Raw genomic sequence first — 16919 nt, 5'->3', positions numbered from 1 at the left:
AGATGCGGACCGTATCCTGCGTCTATTTTCGAAAAATGTTTCCTGTGCAACGAAGATGAAACAGCCATGGTGGAAAAAAGCCGTAGTATATCAAATTTATCCAAAAAGCTTTTATGACGCTTCCGGTGACGGAATTGGCGATATTAAAGGAATCACGACCAAACTCGACTATTTAAAAACTCTGGGGATCGACTGTATTTGGATTACGCCTATTTATCAATCCCCCCAAAGGGATAATGGCTATGACATAAGCGATTATTATTCCATCGATGAAACGTACGGAACGATGGATGACTTTGACGAGCTTTTAAATGAAGCCCATAAACGGGGCATTAAGGTGATCATGGATATAGTTGTAAACCATACTTCTACAAAACATTCATGGTTTATTGAAGCTCGAAAATCGAAAGAAAGTCCGTACCGTGATTTTTATATTTGGAAAGACGGAAAAGAAACTGGAGAGCCCCCTACCAATTGGGAGTCTAAATTCGGAGGATCCGCTTGGCAATATGACGATGAGACAGGTCAATATTATTTGCATCTATTTGACGTGACACAAGCGGACTTAAACTGGGAAAACGAAACATTGCGCAAAAAACTGTACAAAATGATGCATTTTTGGCTCCAAAAAGGAGTCGATGGCTTCCGTCTCGATGTCATTAACTTGATTTCCAAAGACCGGCGCTTTCCGGACGATCCAGAAGGAGACGGTCGAAAATTTTATACCGACGGACCTCGCATTCATGAATATTTGCAAGAAATGAACCGTGAAGTGTTTTCCCAATACGACATCATGACAGTGGGTGAAATGTCCTCCACCACGATAGAAAATTGCATTCTTTATACACGTCCAGATCGCCGGGAATTAAATATGACGTTCAATTTTCATCATTTGAAAGTGGATTATCCAAACGGCGAAAAGTGGACAAAAGCAGAGTTTGATTTTCCACAATTAAAATCGATTCTGTCTACCTGGCAAACGAAAATGCAGGAAGGCGGAGGATGGAATGCTCTCTTTTGGTGCAATCACGACCAGCCCAGAATTGTCTCCCGCTATGGAGACGACGGACGCTATCGGGTGGAATCGGCCAAAATGCTTGCTACCACGATCCATATGATGCAAGGAACTCCTTATATTTATCAAGGAGAAGAAATCGGGATGACCAATCCTTATTTCTCCTCTATTGAAGAATATCGGGATGTGGAATCGCTGAATATGCACAAAATTTTGCTTGAACAAGGAAAAAGCGAAGCCGAAGTAATGGACATTCTCATGCAAAAGTCACGTGATAACTCCCGGACGCCTGTTCAATGGAACGATAAGGAAAACGCCGGGTTTACAACCGGAACTCCTTGGATCGGACTGGCTAAAAACTATAAAGAAATTAATGTAGAAAAGGCGCTTAAAGACCCCGATTCTATTTTCTATCACTATCAAAAATTAATTAAGCTTCGAAAAGAATATGATATCGTAACAGAAGGGGATTACCGGCTGATCTTAAAAGATCACCCTCAAATTTTCGCTTATCTGCGGACAAGAAAAAGTGGAGAGAAGCTGCTTGTGGTGAACAACTTTTTTGCAGAGGAAACGACATTTGAAAAACCGGAATTTCTGGAGGAAGACTCCGGTAAAGTACTGATTTCTAACTATAAAGACACACCGGAGCATTTCCGCCGGCTCGTCCTGCGTCCGTACGAGTCTGTCGTATACTATATCCGCTAAAACATCGTGTTTCTTCCATTTGCTGCCGGAGCTTTCCGGCAGCATTTCATTCACAACACCATGCTCAAACTGATGCAAGACAGCCGCTGATTCTTCTTCTTGTAAAATAGAAAACCTCTTGGATCCAAAAGGAACAGAGAGCTTAGATCTTTTATGATAAAAAAAGAAAGGGCTGTCAATTCTTACTCGATTGCATGCATGTATTTCGATGAAATATTGTAACTGCAAAGATGTCTTTCCGCCTTTTGGAAGATTGGCAGAATAGAATGGCCAAACGAATCGCTTTTTCCTTTTCTTCATTCGCTAAATGATGAAAAGCTTTTTTGAACTCCATTTTATTTTTCTTTTTAAAAGTTCCGCTTTGATCCGTGGGCGTTTTTTGGTTGTTCCATCCTTTTCAGAGGATGATCACACTGGTCCTGATATGGTACAATGATCATCAGGTGATACTATGAGATATAATAAATATAGGCAAATTTATCAAGAATTGGAAGATAAAATTCAAAACGGGGTTTATAAACCAATGGAAACGTTGCCATCGGAAAACGAACTTTGCGAATTGTACGACACTTCGAGAGAAACCATTCGAAAAGCCCTCAATTTGTTGGCACAGAACGGATTAATCCAAAAAATCCGCGGCAAAGGATCCATTGTGTTGGATACACCAAAAATGAGCTTCCCGATTTCCGGCCTAGTGAGCTTCAAAGAACTTCAAGATTCTCTTTGGGGGAACTCCCGAACGATTGTGTACGATCTCGGACTTATTCATCCAGATCCATGGCTTTCAAGACAATTGAATGTTTCCGAAAAAACAGAAGTATGGAAAGTCATTCGAGCTCGTGAAATTAAAGGCGAACGGGTGATATTGGATCGCGACTTTTTCATCAAACAATATGTCCCGCTGCTTACGAAAGAAATTTGTGAACACTCCATATACGAATATTTAGAAAATGAATTGGGGTTGGCCATTAGTTTTGCCAAAAAAGAAATTGTGGTAGAGCCGTGCACAGAGGAAGATATCCGCTTTTTGGATATAAAAGATTACAATCACATTGTGGTGGTGAAAAACTATGTCTATTTGGAAGATGCGACTCTCTTCCAATATACCGAATCGCGTCACCGATTAGACAAATTTCGTTTCGTCGATTTCGCCCGCCGAAACAAGCATGGATGAATCATTGCACCGCTTTAAAATGCTAAAGGGGTCAGACCCCCCTAGCGTACTTCTACCCAACCTCTTTTAATGGCGGTTACGACTGCTTGTGTGCGGTCGTTCACATTCATTTTTTGCAAAATATTACTTACATGGTTTTTTACTGTTTTTTCGCTGATATACAGCGCTTCGCCTATTGCCCTGTTGCTTTTTCCGTCCGCCAGCAGCTGGAGAACTTCACATTCGCGTTTCGTTAATAAATGATAGGGGCGCCGCACTTCGCCTTGCTGAAAGCCTTTTTTTCGATCGCTGGAAGTGAGTCGACGATAGTCGGCGATCAAATTATGAGTAACTTTTGGATGCAAGTACGATCCACCCTCTGCCACGACTTTGACGGCTTCAATCAGAGCATCCGCATCCATTTCTTTCAAAAGATAGCCGCGCGCTCCTGATGTTAAAGCGTGCGCCACATAATTTTCATCATCATGAATGGATAAAATGATCACTTTCGTTTTCGGATAGGCATCCACCAATTGTTTCGTTGCCTCTACACCGTTTACGCCAGGCATATTAATATCCATTAAGACCACATCGGGTCTGTGTCTTTCGACAAGCTCAAGCACATCTGATCCGTCGTCTCCTTCAGCAACGATCTTAAAAGATTTTTCAAACTCTAATATTCGTTTTACTCCTTCACGGAATAATTGATGGTCATCGATTATGACAATCTTCGTTGCCATTGTTTCTCCTCCCTTATTATGTCAGCACTTTCTGCTTCTTAATATAATTTCTATTTGGACCAATTATTTCCTTGTTCATATTACCTTTTCATCATTTATTTTTATAAATTCTTCTCAAATGTTTTACTTAAAGTATAGCTTAATCCTTTCCATGAACATGAATCGGGACGCTTAACCTTACAACGGTCCCCTTTCCTGGTTTCGAATCAATGTTCAACTCACCTTCCAAAAGTTCCATTCTCTCTTTCATGCCAAGAATCCCAAACGAATTTGATTTGCGTTTATGAATGTCAAACCCTTGGCCATTGTCTTTAATGACCGCCAATACCTTCTCTTTCCCAATTTCCAGTTTCACAACAATTTCGCTGGCATTTGAATGCTTTAACGCATTTTGAACGGATTCTTGAATCAGGCGAAAAAGAGCAATTTCCAACTTTGAAGGGAGCCGTACTTCCAGCCCAATGTTTCGAAAGCGAATAGTCGTATTTCTTTGAATGGATCGATTATACTCCTCAAGAGTGCTTAAAAATTTATTCAGAGCCGGGACCAGGCCCAGATCATCAAGCGCCATTGGCCGCAAATCGTATATAATGCGTCGGACTTCATATAGCGCACTGCGAACCATGTTCTTTAAGTTGCGGATTTCTACAAGAGCTTCTTCCACTCCTCTTTCTTTGTACACTTTCTCGATCAAATCCGAGCGCATCAAGACATTGGCCATCATCTGGGCCGGACCATCATGGATTTCGCGTGAAAGCCGCTTTTTTTCTTCCTCTTGAGCCTCTAATATCCTAAGGCCAAACTCCTGCTTCAACTTCGCATCTTCAAGCGCTTGGCCAATTTGCTTCATGTCGCTGGTCAGATATTTCAAAACAACTGATATTTGAGCCACAAGATTGTCCGCTCTCTCAATCGTATTTTTCAAATTTTTAAGACGCCGTTCCAAATCATCGCGACGCTCCATCAGCTGTTTTGCCTTTTGTTTCGTCAGGATTAATTTCGTCTGTAAATCATGGGCATACTGATAAGCTTTTCGGATATCTTTTTCAGAATATGTATGAAAAAATTTGCTTACTTCCGAAAGCCTTCTTCTCGCTTGTTTAGTTTGATAATCAAGTTCTTCTTCTTGTTGAAGAGCTTGCTTTACTTCATCTTTGATCGCTTTTAGTTCCATCAATCCCGATTCTAAATCTTGCCGGCATCGTTCGCCGATTTCAAAGATTTCATCTTTACTTTGATTGACTGTAGAAATCATTTTATCTAATATCTCATCTAGCTTTTCCGTTTTGATACCTCTTAATGACATAGAGAAGACCTTCCTCGTGGTTACTGATTTTAAAACAAATGATATTTGTTCATCTGCAACCTTTGAACTGCTGAATAAAAGTAAGCAAAATCTCCTGGTAAAAATACAATCACTTTTACAGACAATTCCATTATATCATGTCATATTTTGCATAGGATTAAAGTTTGGTTACCAATAGATTAAATATTTTTTTCTATATTTATATTTCAGAGGCTTTTCGTTTGCACAAAGAAGATTTTTCTATATCATAAGGATGTCTATACCCGTTTATTTTGAAAATGAAACATGATGGAGTGAGAGCTTTGCTTCCTAATTACTATACAGTAAAAGGATATGGAGAACACGAAATTGTTATACAAAAGTCACGGTTTATCGCCCACGTCAATCGAGCGGAAACAGAAGAAGAGGCAATAAATTTTATCGCGGAAATCAAAAAAAAGCATTGGAACGCCACTCACAATTGCTCTTGCTACATGATCGGCGAGCATGATCAGATTCAAAAAGCAAATGATGACGGTGAGCCGAGTGGTACCGCAGGTGTTCCGATGCTGGAAGTGCTTAAAAAACGAAATTTAAAAGATACAGTCGTAGTGGTTACCAGATACTTCGGAGGAATCAAGCTAGGGGCCGGTGGATTAATTCGCGCCTACAGCAAATCGGTCTCCGAGGGGCTTAACCATACCGGTATTGTCGAACGAAGATTGACGAGGGTCATGCATACTACATTGGATTACCATCTTCTCGGAAAAGTAGAAAATGAGTTAAGGTCTTCAGTTTATGATATAAAAGATATTCATTACTTGGACCGAGTCACCATTGAAACATTTGTCGAAGAAGGAGATAAAGAAACGTTCAAAAAGTGGATGACTGAGTTGACGAATGGACAGGCAGCCATTACGGAAGGCGATATGCTTTATTTAGAAAAGGATATCGAACTGTAACAAAGCTGAAGCTCTTTACATTCAGTTTAAAAACTTTCTCCGGAAACTCAGCTTAAACATGCCAATCATGAACTTCCAGGTGCCCGGTCTGTACGTCAAAATCTTCATCAAAGAAAATCCCTGTTTCCTTTTTTAACACCGGTAAAAGTCCTATTTCATTTAATCTTATTTATGAGCTTCCGACCATGCCGCTTGTTTTTCCGATCTGTATGGAGAGGTTTCCTTCAAAAAGGAGACCTATTTTTTCTGCAGAATTTTTGAAAATAAACAAAGTCTATTAAGCGATTTCCAGTGTGAGTAAAATGTTTGTGGGAGAAATTCTTAGAATTCCCCGATGAGGGGGTTGGGAACGTAGGTTCGCAATCCCCCTCATCGGGGCCACCAAGCGAAGCGCGGTAGGATCCCAAGCAGGAAACATGAAAAAAGGACTCTCTCCCTGGTAAGATGATCATTGCCAAACCATCAAACAGGAGGAGAGAGTCCCATGAATATTCAACAACATCTTACCACAAATTCGTTGTCATGGAAAGAGATCGAACTTGATTTGTTTCGAGCCTTGCAAAACGCCTTCGCCGAACTGTTTACGGCTTTGTTGGAGGACATCGACCGACAATTGGCGGAAACCCGGGACAAGCGCCGGTACCACTTGAAAGACAAACGACGCATCACGATTCAAACCCTGTTTGGCGAAGTTACCTTTGAGCGGAACTACTATTTAGACCGGGAACAAAACCGTTACACGTTTTTGCTTGATTCCTTTTTAGCGTTTGATGGATCGCAGTCAATCAGCCCTTGTCTAGAAGAAACAGCGGTGGGATTGGCGGTGGAGTGCTCTTCTTATCGCAAAGCGGCTCGTACGCTTGCCCAGATGGTCGGGTATCCGGTGATGAGCCATGAGGCGATCCGCCAGTTGGTGCTCGAAGCTGAAGCTCCGCTGCACTGCCCGGTCAACCAGCGATATGGACGGGTGCTGTTTGTGGAGGCCGATGGACTGTTTGTTTCTCGCCAAGGGAAGGGAAAACGGGCCAAGGAAGACAAGATCCTAACCGTTCACGAAGGGTGGAAGCGCAACGGCTCACGGATCGAATTTGTCAATCAGCGCCATTACGTCCATGAGGGCAAGGGGGAGGTGTGGGAAGGCTTCGAGGAATTTTTGATGAACGAATATGCCTATGATCCGTGTCGGGATCTTCTTGTCATCAACGGGGACGGCGCTCCATGGATTACCGCGTGCCGGGAGTATTTCAAAGGACGGGTCTGCTTCCAATTGGATCGATTCCACGTGGCGCGTGAGTTGCGCCAATGCCTCTCGGGCCATCCACGGTGGCAGGCGATTCGGCAAAAGCTGGCGAAGCAGGATGAAGAGAAGCTGCTTGTGGAACTGAACAGCGCCCTCGGCACGCTGGGGGACGAAGCGAAAGAACAACAGCTGGCTGCCTTGATCCACCGGATCGAATCGATGCCGGGATGCATCCGTGATTACCGGGAATGGCTGAAGGAGCAAGGAGTGGACACAACGGGCATGTATCCGATGGGGAGGGCTGAAAGCGTGATGAGCCAGTTGGCGTATCGGGTGAAATACCGCCGCAGTTGGACAGACAAGGGACTTAGGGCGTTTTTCAAGGCAATGATTGCCCGGATGGATGGGATTCGTCTTTTCGGACATCGTTTAGGAGAAGAATCGTCGCATCCGGCGGAGGAAACGGTGTCGACGGCATCCACCAAACAGACGATCGTGAACAAGGCGAAACAACGCGTCCGCCGTCTTTGGCCGGAGATCACGCGGAATAACGTGCCATATTTACAGCAATCGTCCGGGACACCGATCTATCATGCCCTGTCTGAACTCAAGGGATGGTAAAAAAAGGTATACATATCGGTCTGTCATGGCAAGGGATGAGAGTCCGAAAGCGCTTACGGATGATATTTAAAAAAATGGTTCGCTAACCTATGACTTACACCTGTTTTTTAGCGAACCAAAAAAGTTCCCACAAAGTCTTGACTGACTCCGATTTCCATAAAATCTTTACGAACAATGCTTCTTCATAGTAAAATGGAGTTTAGAAGACTTGTTGAAATTTGAAAAAATTTGTTGATTTCGCTTTATTTCATTATTCGCAAAAGGAGCAATGGTATGGCTGAACAGAGACAGCAGATCAGAGAACGGAGAAAACGGAGAAAACGACGAAGAAGAATCATGTTCTTTCTACTACTCCCCTTCATTCTAGTGGCATCTACAGCAGCAGGTTATGGAGCCTATTTATATAAAAAAGCAGAAACGGTTTTTACCGATTCTTATGACCCAGCTGTTGAAAAATCTGATTTGAGAGATAAAGCTGTGGATCCTAGCAAGGACAATATCAGCATTTTATTTATAGGAGTGGATGACAGAAGTCCCGATTTCAAACAAAAGACAAGATCAGATGCTCTGATTCTCGCAACACTAAATAGAAAGAATCATAGTGTAAAACTGTTAAGCATCCCTCGTGATTCTTATGTGTATATTCCCATTATTGGAGAAAAGCAAAAAATTACCCATGCTCATGCCTATGGAGGAACTCAGGCAACTATCGATACAGTAGAACACTTGCTTGATGTTCCGGTAGACTTTTATGTCAAAATGAATTTCAAAGGTTTTGTGGATGTGGTAAATGCTCTAGGCGGAGTGAAAGTAAAAGTACCGTATGAATTCACTGAAAAAAATTCAACCGACTCAGAACCCGTCCATTTAACGCCCGGAGTTCATAATCTCAGCGGAGAAGAAGCCTTGGCGTTGGCCCGAACAAGAAAACATGACAACGATGTTATGCGCGGCGAACGTCAGCAGATGATTTTAGAGGCGATTGTCAAAAAAGCCAAATCCGTCAATGCAGTCACTAAGTATCCGGACGTAATTGAAGCAGTCGGACAAAATATGAAAACAAACCTTTCGTTCTCTCAGATGAAGTCGCTCGTTAGCTTCGGTACATCCGGCGACTTAAAAATAGACCATTTAACCTTAAAGGGAACGGACGGTCATGATCCGAATAACGGTGCTTATATTTATAAGCTAGATGATGTTGAACTGGAAGTGACAAAACGAATTTTAAAACGTCAATTAGGTATTAACTAAAAAAGACTGTCGTGAAGGCCCTCAATGGAGCCTTTTTGCGACAGTTTTTTATCTGCTTTTCCTTTTCAATTTTCCAATCCCATTTCCAGTCATTAACTGAACATTGCCAATGACCGTTAGAAAGAACAACGGAATTTCCTTTATAAAAAAAGCAGCCACCGTTCCTTCTCCTTTTTCCTAAGGTTGATCAATCCCCTTTATGGGAAGATCAGCTTACGACTCGTTTTATGCATCTCATACAAAATCGTACAAAAACAACGTATGATATCGGTAAAATTCACCGCGACCACGCTCACGCTCTGCCGCGCTATTTATACTTCGCAAAGCCAAAGCCAAGCTACTTGATTACACCGATATCAAGAGTATTTCTAACCCATTTATTGATAAAAAAAGGTGCCCCAAAAGCTTGCTTTCAGGACACCCTTTTCTTTTTCCACGTCTAAGCGTAATTGGATTATCTGCTTTTTCTCATGACTAATCTCAACAACGGCTGGTAATCGGATCCGACTAAGCCAACACTTTCGACGAAAAGTTCAATTCCTATAATCAAAATAGCGCCAAACAGAAGAGCCCCCCATATGGTAGCCATTGAAAAAATAATGGCTGCCAGTCCAAACATGGCTGAAATGGCATAGATGATCAGCACCGTTTGTTTGTGGGTGTATCCCATTCGCAACAAACAATGATGCAAATGAGATTTATCAGGCGCTGAGAGTGGCTTCTTATGGATAAAACGGCGAATAATCGCAAAAAACGTATCGGAAATTGGCACCCCGAGAATAATAACAGGGATGACAAATGAAAGAACTGTTACATTCTTAAATCCAAGCAGCGACACAACTGACATCATATATCCTAAAAAGAGAGCTCCTGTATCTCCCATAAAAATCTTGGCAGGATGAAAATTGTAAATCAGAAAACCTAATGTACTGCCAAGCAAAATGAGTGCAATACTCATGACATATGCGTCGCCTTTAAGAAAAGCCATAAAGCTAATGGTAATTAAAGCGATCGAAGAAACCCCGGCAGCCAGTCCATCTAATCCGTCGATTAAATTAATGGCATTGGTCACACCGACGATCCATAAAATGGTTAGCGGAACGCTTAACAATCCAAATTCCAATTGGCCTCCGAAAGGCAAATTAATAAATTCCACATGCACCCCGCCGATCACGACCACGACAATGGCTGCCAGCAGCTGACCAGCTAGTTTAAGTTTTGGCGAAAGCTCAAACTTGTCATCCAGTAATCCTGTAAGGACAATAATAAAGCTGCCAATTATAATCGGCCAGTTATAAGGATCTTGCGGACGTAAAACCAAAAGTCCAATAAGAAAACTTAAAAAAATCGCCAAACCACCCATACGGGGCATTATTTTCTGATGCACTTTTCTGTAATTAGGCTTGTCAACAGCTCCGATAGCGATCGCCAGCTTCTTCGCCAAAGGAGTCAGCAGAAGCGAAGCGATAAAACATAGTACAAAGGTAAGGTAAACCATGCCGTACCTCCTCTTTCTTAGCATGCCCAAAAAAGCAACTAAAGTTCATTGCAAAATTTGTTATTGCATTCAAAAAAATCGGTATTCTATCTCTCATTTGGAAAATTTCTTCTGCAAAGAATTTCCACCACTTCAATTTCAATATTATAAAACGGATTGGTCATAATATCTATATCAAATTCTTTAAAAATTCATTTCATGCTATTTTTCTTTTATTCTCGACCTTTATTTTACATCTTGTACTGTTTATAGTAAAAAAGCATTGGTTCTGGTAAGATATAAATATAATAGAAGATTAGGATTTTTCTTCAAGGAGCGTACCTAATATGATCTCACTTATCAAAAATATGGTCGATGCTAACGAAAGAAGATTGAAAAAATATTATAAATTAGTTGAGAAAATCAATGAGATAGAACCAGAGTTTGAAAAACTTTCAGACCAAGAATTACAGCAAAAAACCATTTGGTTTAAACAACAGCTGCAAAACGGAAAAACGATTGATGATATTAAAGTCGAAGCCTTTGCGACAGTCAGAGAAGCAGCCAAAAGGATTCTTGGCATGCGCCATTACGATGTCCAGTTGATCGGCGGCCTTGTATTGACCGAAGGCAATATTGCTGAAATGGCTACCGGTGAAGGAAAAACATTGGTAGCCTCCCTTCCCAGCTATTTACGAGCTTTGGAAGGAAAAGGTGTCCATGTCATTACCGTCAATGAATATTTAGCAAAGCGCGATCGCGAAATCATTGGCCCTATCCATGAATTCCTTGGATTAACAGTGGGATTAAATTTACCGCTTATGGAGCAAAGCGAAAAAAAACAGGCCTATCTTGCCGATATCACTTACGGCGTCGGAACAGAATTTGGTTTTGACTATCTGCGTGACAATATGGCTACCCGGGCTGAAGATCGAGTCCAACGCCCTTATCATTTTGCCATTATCGACGAAGTGGACAGTATATTAATCGACGAAGCAAAAACACCGCTCATTATCGCCGGTAAAGTAAGGGCAAGTTCTGAATTGCATTATATTGCAGCTCAATTGGCAAAAAAATTCAAAAACGAAGAGGATTATTCCTTCGATATGGAAACAAAGGCGGTCAGCTTAACCGATCAAGGAATTGAGAAAGTGGAAAATGCCTTCGGTATCGATAATTTATACGACTTGGAACATCAAATACTGTACCATTATGTCATCCAAGCCGTACGTGCCCATGTCATGTTTAAACGCGACGTAGATTACATTGTGAAAGACGGCAAAATTTTTCTCGTGGATAGTTTTACAGGCCGCATCATGGAAGGAAGAACGCTGAGCGACGGACTTCATCAAGCTATCGAGGCTAAGGAAGGACTGGAAATTACAGAAGAAAACAAAACTCAAGCGTCCATTACCATCCAAAACTATTTTCGTATGTACCCGTATTTATCGGGGATGACCGGAACGGCAAAAACGGAAGAACAAGAATTCCTTCGAGTGTACAATATGGAAGTCATTCAAATTCCCACTAACAAACCAAAACAACGCATCGATTTGCCGGACCGGATTTATAAAACGATACACGATAAATACACCGCTGTAGCGAAAGAAGTAAAAAAGCGCCATGAAAAAGGGCAGCCGGTTTTAATCGGGACTACTTCCATTCTTCAGTCGGAAAAACTGGCGAAGTATTTAGACCAAGAGCATTTAGACTATGAACTGTTGAACGCTAAAAGCGCCGATCAAGAGGCAGCGCTGATTGCCAAAGCCGGACAACGAGGACAGATTACGATCGCCACCAATATGGCTGGACGCGGGACAGATATTATTTTGGAAGAGGGAGTCGCCCAGCTTGGGGGCCTTCATGTCATCGGAACAGAGCGGCATGAAAGCAGAAGAATTGATAATCAGCTAAAAGGACGCGCCGGCCGCCAAGGTGATCCCGGTTCCACCCAGTTTTTTATTTCATTAGAAGATGACATGTTCCAGCGCTTCGCCTCCAAAGAAATGGAAAAATTATCTAAAAAAATCGAAACCGATTCTACCGGCTTAGTGCTAAATAAAAAAATGGACGAGTTTGTCAACAAAATTCAGCGAATAGTGGAAGGCTCAAACTTTTCTGTGCGTGAATACAATTTAAAACTGGACGATGTCATTAACATGCAGCGAAATGTCATTTACGGACTAAGAAATAAAATTATTGATGAAAGCGATCTGTTGAAACTATATTTTGAAATGATTGATTCGGCTGTAAAAGAACAAATACAACGACTTTGTCCGGAGACAGAAACACCGGATAATTGGCGTCTGAATCAATTGCTTTCGACGATTCAATCGTTCATTCCCGGTGAGACTGTCAACTTGCCGGAAGGATTGGAAGATCTGAAGGATGTGGAAGAAGCCGTCTTCCCTGCCGTTGCTTCTTACAAAAAACGAATTGAACAATTAAATTTTGCAGAATGGGCCAGTTATATAAAAGAAATTATGCTTTCTGTCATTGACCGACATTGGATCGAACATATGGAAAGCATGACGCGTCTGAAAGAGGGAATCGGATTAAGATCGTATCAACAAGAAGATCCTATGAGGCTTTACCAAAAAGAAGGATATGAAATCTTTTTAGAAACGTACCATGAAATCGAAAAAGAGATCTCTGTCAGAATCGCCGCTTTTTTAAAAGAGATGCAAACAAAGGAGTAGCTGATCATGTTTCCATTATTTCGAAAAAAAAAGAAAGAAGATATCCAATTAGAAGGCTTGACTAATACCATCGACTCCGCTGAATTAGTCGACTCTCCACAACAAGGAGATCAAGATTCAGAAGTGAAAACCGAACTTTCCATCCACCCGTTATGGAATGTTTCAAAAGAACAATACTATGTATTTCGTTTTTTAAATAATGAGCTGCCAACACTGAAGCCCAATCAACTTTCTCTGTCCGGCATTCAATGGGAAGAAACATCCGAAGGGCTTTCAGTGACCGCCTTTATTCGTAATTCATTAAAAAAGCCGATCCAATTGGAAGAAGTTCCCCTTATTCTATTAGATGAAAATCGGGAAGTTATGGCTAAACACACCTTTAACCTTCATGATGCAGGAGAAATCCCGGCCGAAAGCAGCCGACCGTGGACTTTTGTTTTCCCTAAAGAGTCTTTGTTGAAAGATCATCTGCAAAAAGAAGGCTGGACACTCGCCTTCGATTTAAGCACAAAACAACATCAACTCGATTTAGAACCTTCTTGGGAACAAAGTTTGCCTGACGAAGAAAAGAAAAAGCTCCAACAGCTCGTTAGCCAATTGGAGCCTCCAAAGAAAAATGAACTCAATTTTATGGGATTAGAAGCCAAAATGCTGCAATCGGGAGATTTGGCCGTGACTCTCTTGATCCGAAACGGCTACGAAAAAGCGATTCAAATACAACAACTTCCGCTGAGAATTATCGATGCGAACGATGCCATCTCGGCTGAAGGGCAATTCAATATCGGTCAATTGGAAATCAAGCCAAATACAACAAAACCGTGGACCTTTATTTTCCCGAAAAATAATATAAAAAAATCTGCTCCTGACTTGTCTTCTTGGAAGGCTGATGTAATCCAAAAACAGGACTAGCCGATATTGTGAAACTTCCATCAGAAGGGGGTTTTTCCCCTTCTGATGGTTAGTTGAACCAATCGGACCTTTAGGGGCAGTTAGTCCCCAAGGGTTCTTCTTCCCCGCCAATCCTAAGAAAGGGATTTACTGCCCCTTAATGCGGGATACAGTGAAACTTCCATCAGAAGGGGGTTTTTCCCCTTCTGATGGTTAGTTGAACCAATCGGGCCTTTAGGGGCAGTTAGTCCCCAAGGGTTCTTCTTCCCCGCCAATCCTAAGAAAGGGATTTACTGCCCCTTAATGCGGGATACAGTGAAACTTCCATCAGAAGGGGGTTTTTCCCCTTCTGATGGTTAGTTGAACCAATCGGGCCTTTAGGGGCAGTTAGTCCCCAAGGGTTCTTCTTCCCCGCCAATCCTAAGAAAGGGATTTACTGCCCCTTAATGCGGGATACAGTGAAACTTCCATCAGAAGGGGGTTTTTCCCCTTCTGATGGTTAGTTGAACCAATCGGGCCTTTAGGGGCAGTTAGTCCCCAAGGGTTCTTCTTCCCCGCCAATCCTAAGAAAGGGATTTACTGCCCCTTAATGCGGGATACTGTGAAACTTCCATTAGAGGGGATTCTTTCCTCCCCCAGCTTTAAGCCATAATCTCAAGTTTGGACTTATCTCCTCTTTTATAGCTGAATGAACCTAAGACTTTCCTTTTTATCAGGAAACAAATCTGTCCGACTGCATCACCATTTCCAGTTCATTTCGTTAAAACGAAAAATCCTTTTTGGGAGTCATTGACTTTCCCCGTTTCCCTTCTCTTATTCTCTGTTCTCAAACATCCTATTCAACCTCAACGGGTACGGTCATTTTCCTTATGGATCCATAATCCAGATAAATCCGATTACAGACTTTTTTAAGGGAATCGAGTAGGAGGAGGTGTGAACCTCCGTCCTCTCACACCACCGTACGTACCGTTCGGTATACGGCGGTTCAATCAAATAAATGACGCTTTTCACCATATTTTCTATACAGGCTTTTCAGCACTTGGCTACTCCAATAAGAGTTGCCAAGGGTTTGGTGTAATATGGGACTTTTAGAGATTCTCCAATATGATTTCCTCGAATTCCCCCATTCATATGCTTTATATGGTTGAACTCCGAGTTGAATGAGTTTCTTCACTTTCGTTTTCGGTTTCTTCCACTGTTTCCAGATCATCATTCGGAGCCTTCTTCTTATCCATTTATCAAGGTTCTTAAAGATAGTAGGAGTGTCAGCTAGTGAAAAGTATCCGCACCAACCCATTAGGTACTGATTTAGTCTTTTGATTCTTTCTTCCATTGAGATCGAATGGGAGCGGCTGGTGAGTTCCCTGATTCTTTGTTTCATCTTTTGAATGCTCTTCCGAGCGATTCTTATCTTTGGTTCTTTATGATACGTAAAGCTAAACCCTAGATAATCCCGTTTCCATGGGCGGTCTAATGCAGTCTTTTCCCTGTTCACCTTGAGTGATAGCTCTTTCTCTATGAAGTTTGTCATGTTCTCCATGACTCTCTTTCCGGCTTTTCTACTCTTGACAAAGATATTACAATCATCTGCGTATCTTACAAATCGAAGATTTCTTCTTTCGAGTTCTTTGTCTAATGGATCCAACATTATATTGGATAAAAGCGGACTTAATGGCCCCCCTTGGGGGGTCCCTTCAAGGTTTGAAGTGACTAGCCCGTTTTCCATAATGCCTGCCTTCAAGAATTCTCGGATTAGATGAAGGATTCTTCCATCTCTTATTTTCTTGCCAATTAAATGCATTAGCTTATCATGATTCACATGATCGAAGAACTTTTCTAAGTCCATATCAATGACCCAGCGGTAGCCTTCTTTGATGTAGGATTTCGCTTTTCGCACAGCTTGATGTGCTTGCTTGTTTGGTCTAAAACCAAAGCTATTCTCTGAAAATCCCGGGTCAAATATGGGTGTTAGCGCTTGGTTTAATGCCTGTTGAATGAAACGGTCTATCACCGTAGGAATCCCTAGTTTCCGTTTACCGCCGTTCGGCTTCGGGATTTCGATTCGTCGGACTGGTTGTGGTTTATAGGTTCCCTCTAATAGAGACGTGCAGATTTCATGCCAGTGTTCCATCATGTACGGTCGTAATTCGGATACACTCATTCCATCCACACCATGACTTCCTTTATTTCGTTCCACTCGGTGAAGTGCCTCTAATAAGTTTTCACGTGATAGTACCTGTTCCATTCTCATAAATAGGACTCCTTGCGTGTGTTTTCTATTCTCTTCCATAGACCTATAAGCTCCACCCTCTTGAAGCCCCTCGTGGGATTCACCACTGCCCTCTTCAAGCAAGTCCGTTTCGGATTGTCTGTGTCATTGCTTCATTAGAATATCCGAGTAGAAAACCCTCTTTGATTGTTCCGTCCTTCCAAATAAGGAGCGACCTTATTTGTACTATGACTTCTGCTGACTTCTGACGGTTCAGCAATCTATCGCTAAATTGGTTGCCAACTTAGTTGGCGTATCAGTCAGACCTCCCCGGGTAAGGGTGCAATCTTTCCTTCCATCCATCTGCTTCATTTACTCTGTATCACCTTCGGCAGAAAGGGCTTTGTTTTGTCTTGCAAACTCACCCAATGATACTTAGCCTTATATGAAGTTCGTGTTCCGAGAGACCCTAAGTTTGCCGCTCGCTTCCTTCAGATTCCGCGTCACCGCGGACACCCTTGCGTTAGGCTAGCCGCTACTTCTGCCTTCGCGGTTCGGGACTTTCACCCTAGAGATTACACCCATGCCGGGCGCACAAGAAAAAGGCACCTGCATGTGTATACATGCAGGTGCCTTTTCGGCCATCACCAACCGTCGCCTCATTCTCTCTC

11 protein-coding genes are annotated in these 16919 nt (G+C 42.1%); 7 read left to right on the top strand and 4 right to left on the bottom strand.

All coding sequences use genetic code 11. The annotated features are described in order from the left end of the window. Positions 1 to 55 precede the first annotated feature (55 nt). On the top strand, positions 56 to 1723 hold the full coding sequence (treC, locus tag N1I87_RS01895; RefSeq protein ID WP_341103251.1) for an alpha,alpha-phosphotrehalase: 1668 nt from the start codon (positions 56 to 58) through the stop codon (positions 1721 to 1723). Positions 1724 to 2174: 451 nt separating this feature from the next. Beyond that, entirely contained in the window at positions 2175 to 2897 is a 723-nt protein-coding gene (treR, locus tag N1I87_RS01890; protein ID WP_341100413.1) for a trehalose operon repressor, read from the top strand. Between the two features lie 41 nt (positions 2898 to 2938). Here the strand turns inward: treR and N1I87_RS01885 are convergent, their stop codons facing one another. Together N1I87_RS01885 and N1I87_RS01880 are read right to left on the bottom strand one after the other, a co-directional pair. After that, entirely contained in the window at positions 2939 to 3616 is a 678-nt protein-coding gene (locus N1I87_RS01885; protein ID WP_004439660.1) for a response regulator, read from the bottom strand. Positions 3617 to 3755: 139 nt separating this feature from the next. Continuing rightward, complete coding sequence (locus N1I87_RS01880) at positions 3756 to 4922, bottom strand: sensor histidine kinase (RefSeq protein WP_340396755.1); 1167 nt, start codon at positions 4920 to 4922, stop codon at positions 3756 to 3758. Positions 4923 to 5224: 302 nt separating this feature from the next. On the opposite strand from N1I87_RS01880, the gene N1I87_RS01875 reads away from it, so the two are divergent. The 3 genes from N1I87_RS01875 to N1I87_RS01865 all read left to right on the top strand — a co-directional run bounded on the left by N1I87_RS01875 (position 5225) and on the right by N1I87_RS01865 (position 8975). Beyond that, entirely contained in the window at positions 5225 to 5863 is a 639-nt protein-coding gene (locus tag N1I87_RS01875; RefSeq protein WP_341100411.1) for a YigZ family protein, read from the top strand. Between the two features lie 484 nt (positions 5864 to 6347). Beyond that, on the top strand, positions 6348 to 7724 hold the full coding sequence (locus N1I87_RS01870) for an ISLre2 family transposase (RefSeq protein ID WP_341100409.1): 1377 nt from the start codon (positions 6348 to 6350) through the stop codon (positions 7722 to 7724). A 273-nt stretch (positions 7725 to 7997) separates the two neighbouring features. Next, positions 7998 to 8975, top strand: coding sequence for an LCP family protein (locus N1I87_RS01865; protein ID WP_341100408.1), 978 nt, complete (start codon positions 7998 to 8000; stop codon positions 8973 to 8975). A 454-nt stretch (positions 8976 to 9429) separates the two neighbouring features. Here N1I87_RS01865 and N1I87_RS01860 read toward each other — a convergent pair whose 3' ends face one another. Beyond that, positions 9430 to 10473: a glycosyltransferase family 4 protein gene (locus tag N1I87_RS01860; RefSeq protein ID WP_004439633.1), complete on the bottom strand. Its 1044-nt coding sequence runs from the start codon at positions 10471 to 10473 to the stop codon at positions 9430 to 9432. A gap of 326 nt (positions 10474 to 10799) precedes the next feature. Here N1I87_RS01860 and secA2 point away from each other — a divergent pair, with 326 nt between their 5' ends. Together secA2 and N1I87_RS01850 are read left to right on the top strand one after the other, a co-directional pair. After that, the gene (gene secA2 / locus N1I87_RS01855; RefSeq protein ID WP_327804168.1) at positions 10800 to 13151 is read left to right on the top strand and encodes an accessory Sec system translocase SecA2; all 2352 of its coding nucleotides are present in this window, start codon (positions 10800 to 10802) and stop codon (positions 13149 to 13151) included. Positions 13152 to 13157: 6 nt separating this feature from the next. Next, complete coding sequence (locus tag N1I87_RS01850) at positions 13158 to 14060, top strand: accessory Sec system S-layer assembly protein (protein ID WP_341100407.1); 903 nt, start codon at positions 13158 to 13160, stop codon at positions 14058 to 14060. A 964-nt stretch (positions 14061 to 15024) separates the two neighbouring features. Here N1I87_RS01850 and ltrA read toward each other — a convergent pair. Beyond that, the gene (gene ltrA / locus N1I87_RS01845) at positions 15025 to 16290 is read right to left on the bottom strand and encodes a group II intron reverse transcriptase/maturase (RefSeq protein WP_341100406.1); all 1266 of its coding nucleotides are present in this window, start codon (positions 16288 to 16290) and stop codon (positions 15025 to 15027) included. Positions 16291 to 16919: the final 629 nt, after the last annotated feature.

Source organism: Bacillus sp. FSL W8-0102 (assembly GCF_038007225.1).
GTDB classification, from domain to species: domain Bacteria; phylum Bacillota; class Bacilli; order Bacillales; family DSM-4216; genus Bacillus_O; species Bacillus_O smithii.
The sequence above is the reverse complement of the archived record's forward strand: the minus strand, read 5'-3'. Positions and strand labels throughout refer to the sequence as shown.

Coding starts and splice junctions, on each gene's coding strand:
- treC (WP_341103251.1), top strand. CDS start 56: ATGAAACAGCCATGGTGGAAAAAAGCCGTAGTATATCAAATTTATCCA.
- treR (WP_341100413.1), top strand. CDS start 2,175: ATGAGATATAATAAATATAGGCAAATTTATCAAGAATTGGAAGATAAA.
- N1I87_RS01885 (WP_004439660.1), bottom strand. CDS start 3,616: ATGGCAACGAAGATTGTCATAATCGATGACCATCAATTATTCCGTGAA.
- N1I87_RS01880 (WP_340396755.1), bottom strand. CDS start 4,922: ATGTCATTAAGAGGTATCAAAACGGAAAAGCTAGATGAGATATTAGAT.
- N1I87_RS01870 (WP_341100409.1), top strand. CDS start 6,348: ATGAATATTCAACAACATCTTACCACAAATTCGTTGTCATGGAAAGAG.
- N1I87_RS01865 (WP_341100408.1), top strand. CDS start 7,998: ATGGCTGAACAGAGACAGCAGATCAGAGAACGGAGAAAACGGAGAAAA.
- N1I87_RS01860 (WP_004439633.1), bottom strand. CDS start 10,473: ATGGTTTACCTTACCTTTGTACTATGTTTTATCGCTTCGCTTCTGCTG.
- secA2 (WP_327804168.1), top strand. CDS start 10,800: ATGATCTCACTTATCAAAAATATGGTCGATGCTAACGAAAGAAGATTG.
- N1I87_RS01850 (WP_341100407.1), top strand. CDS start 13,158: ATGTTTCCATTATTTCGAAAAAAAAAGAAAGAAGATATCCAATTAGAA.
- ltrA (WP_341100406.1), bottom strand. CDS start 16,290: ATGAGAATGGAACAGGTACTATCACGTGAAAACTTATTAGAGGCACTT.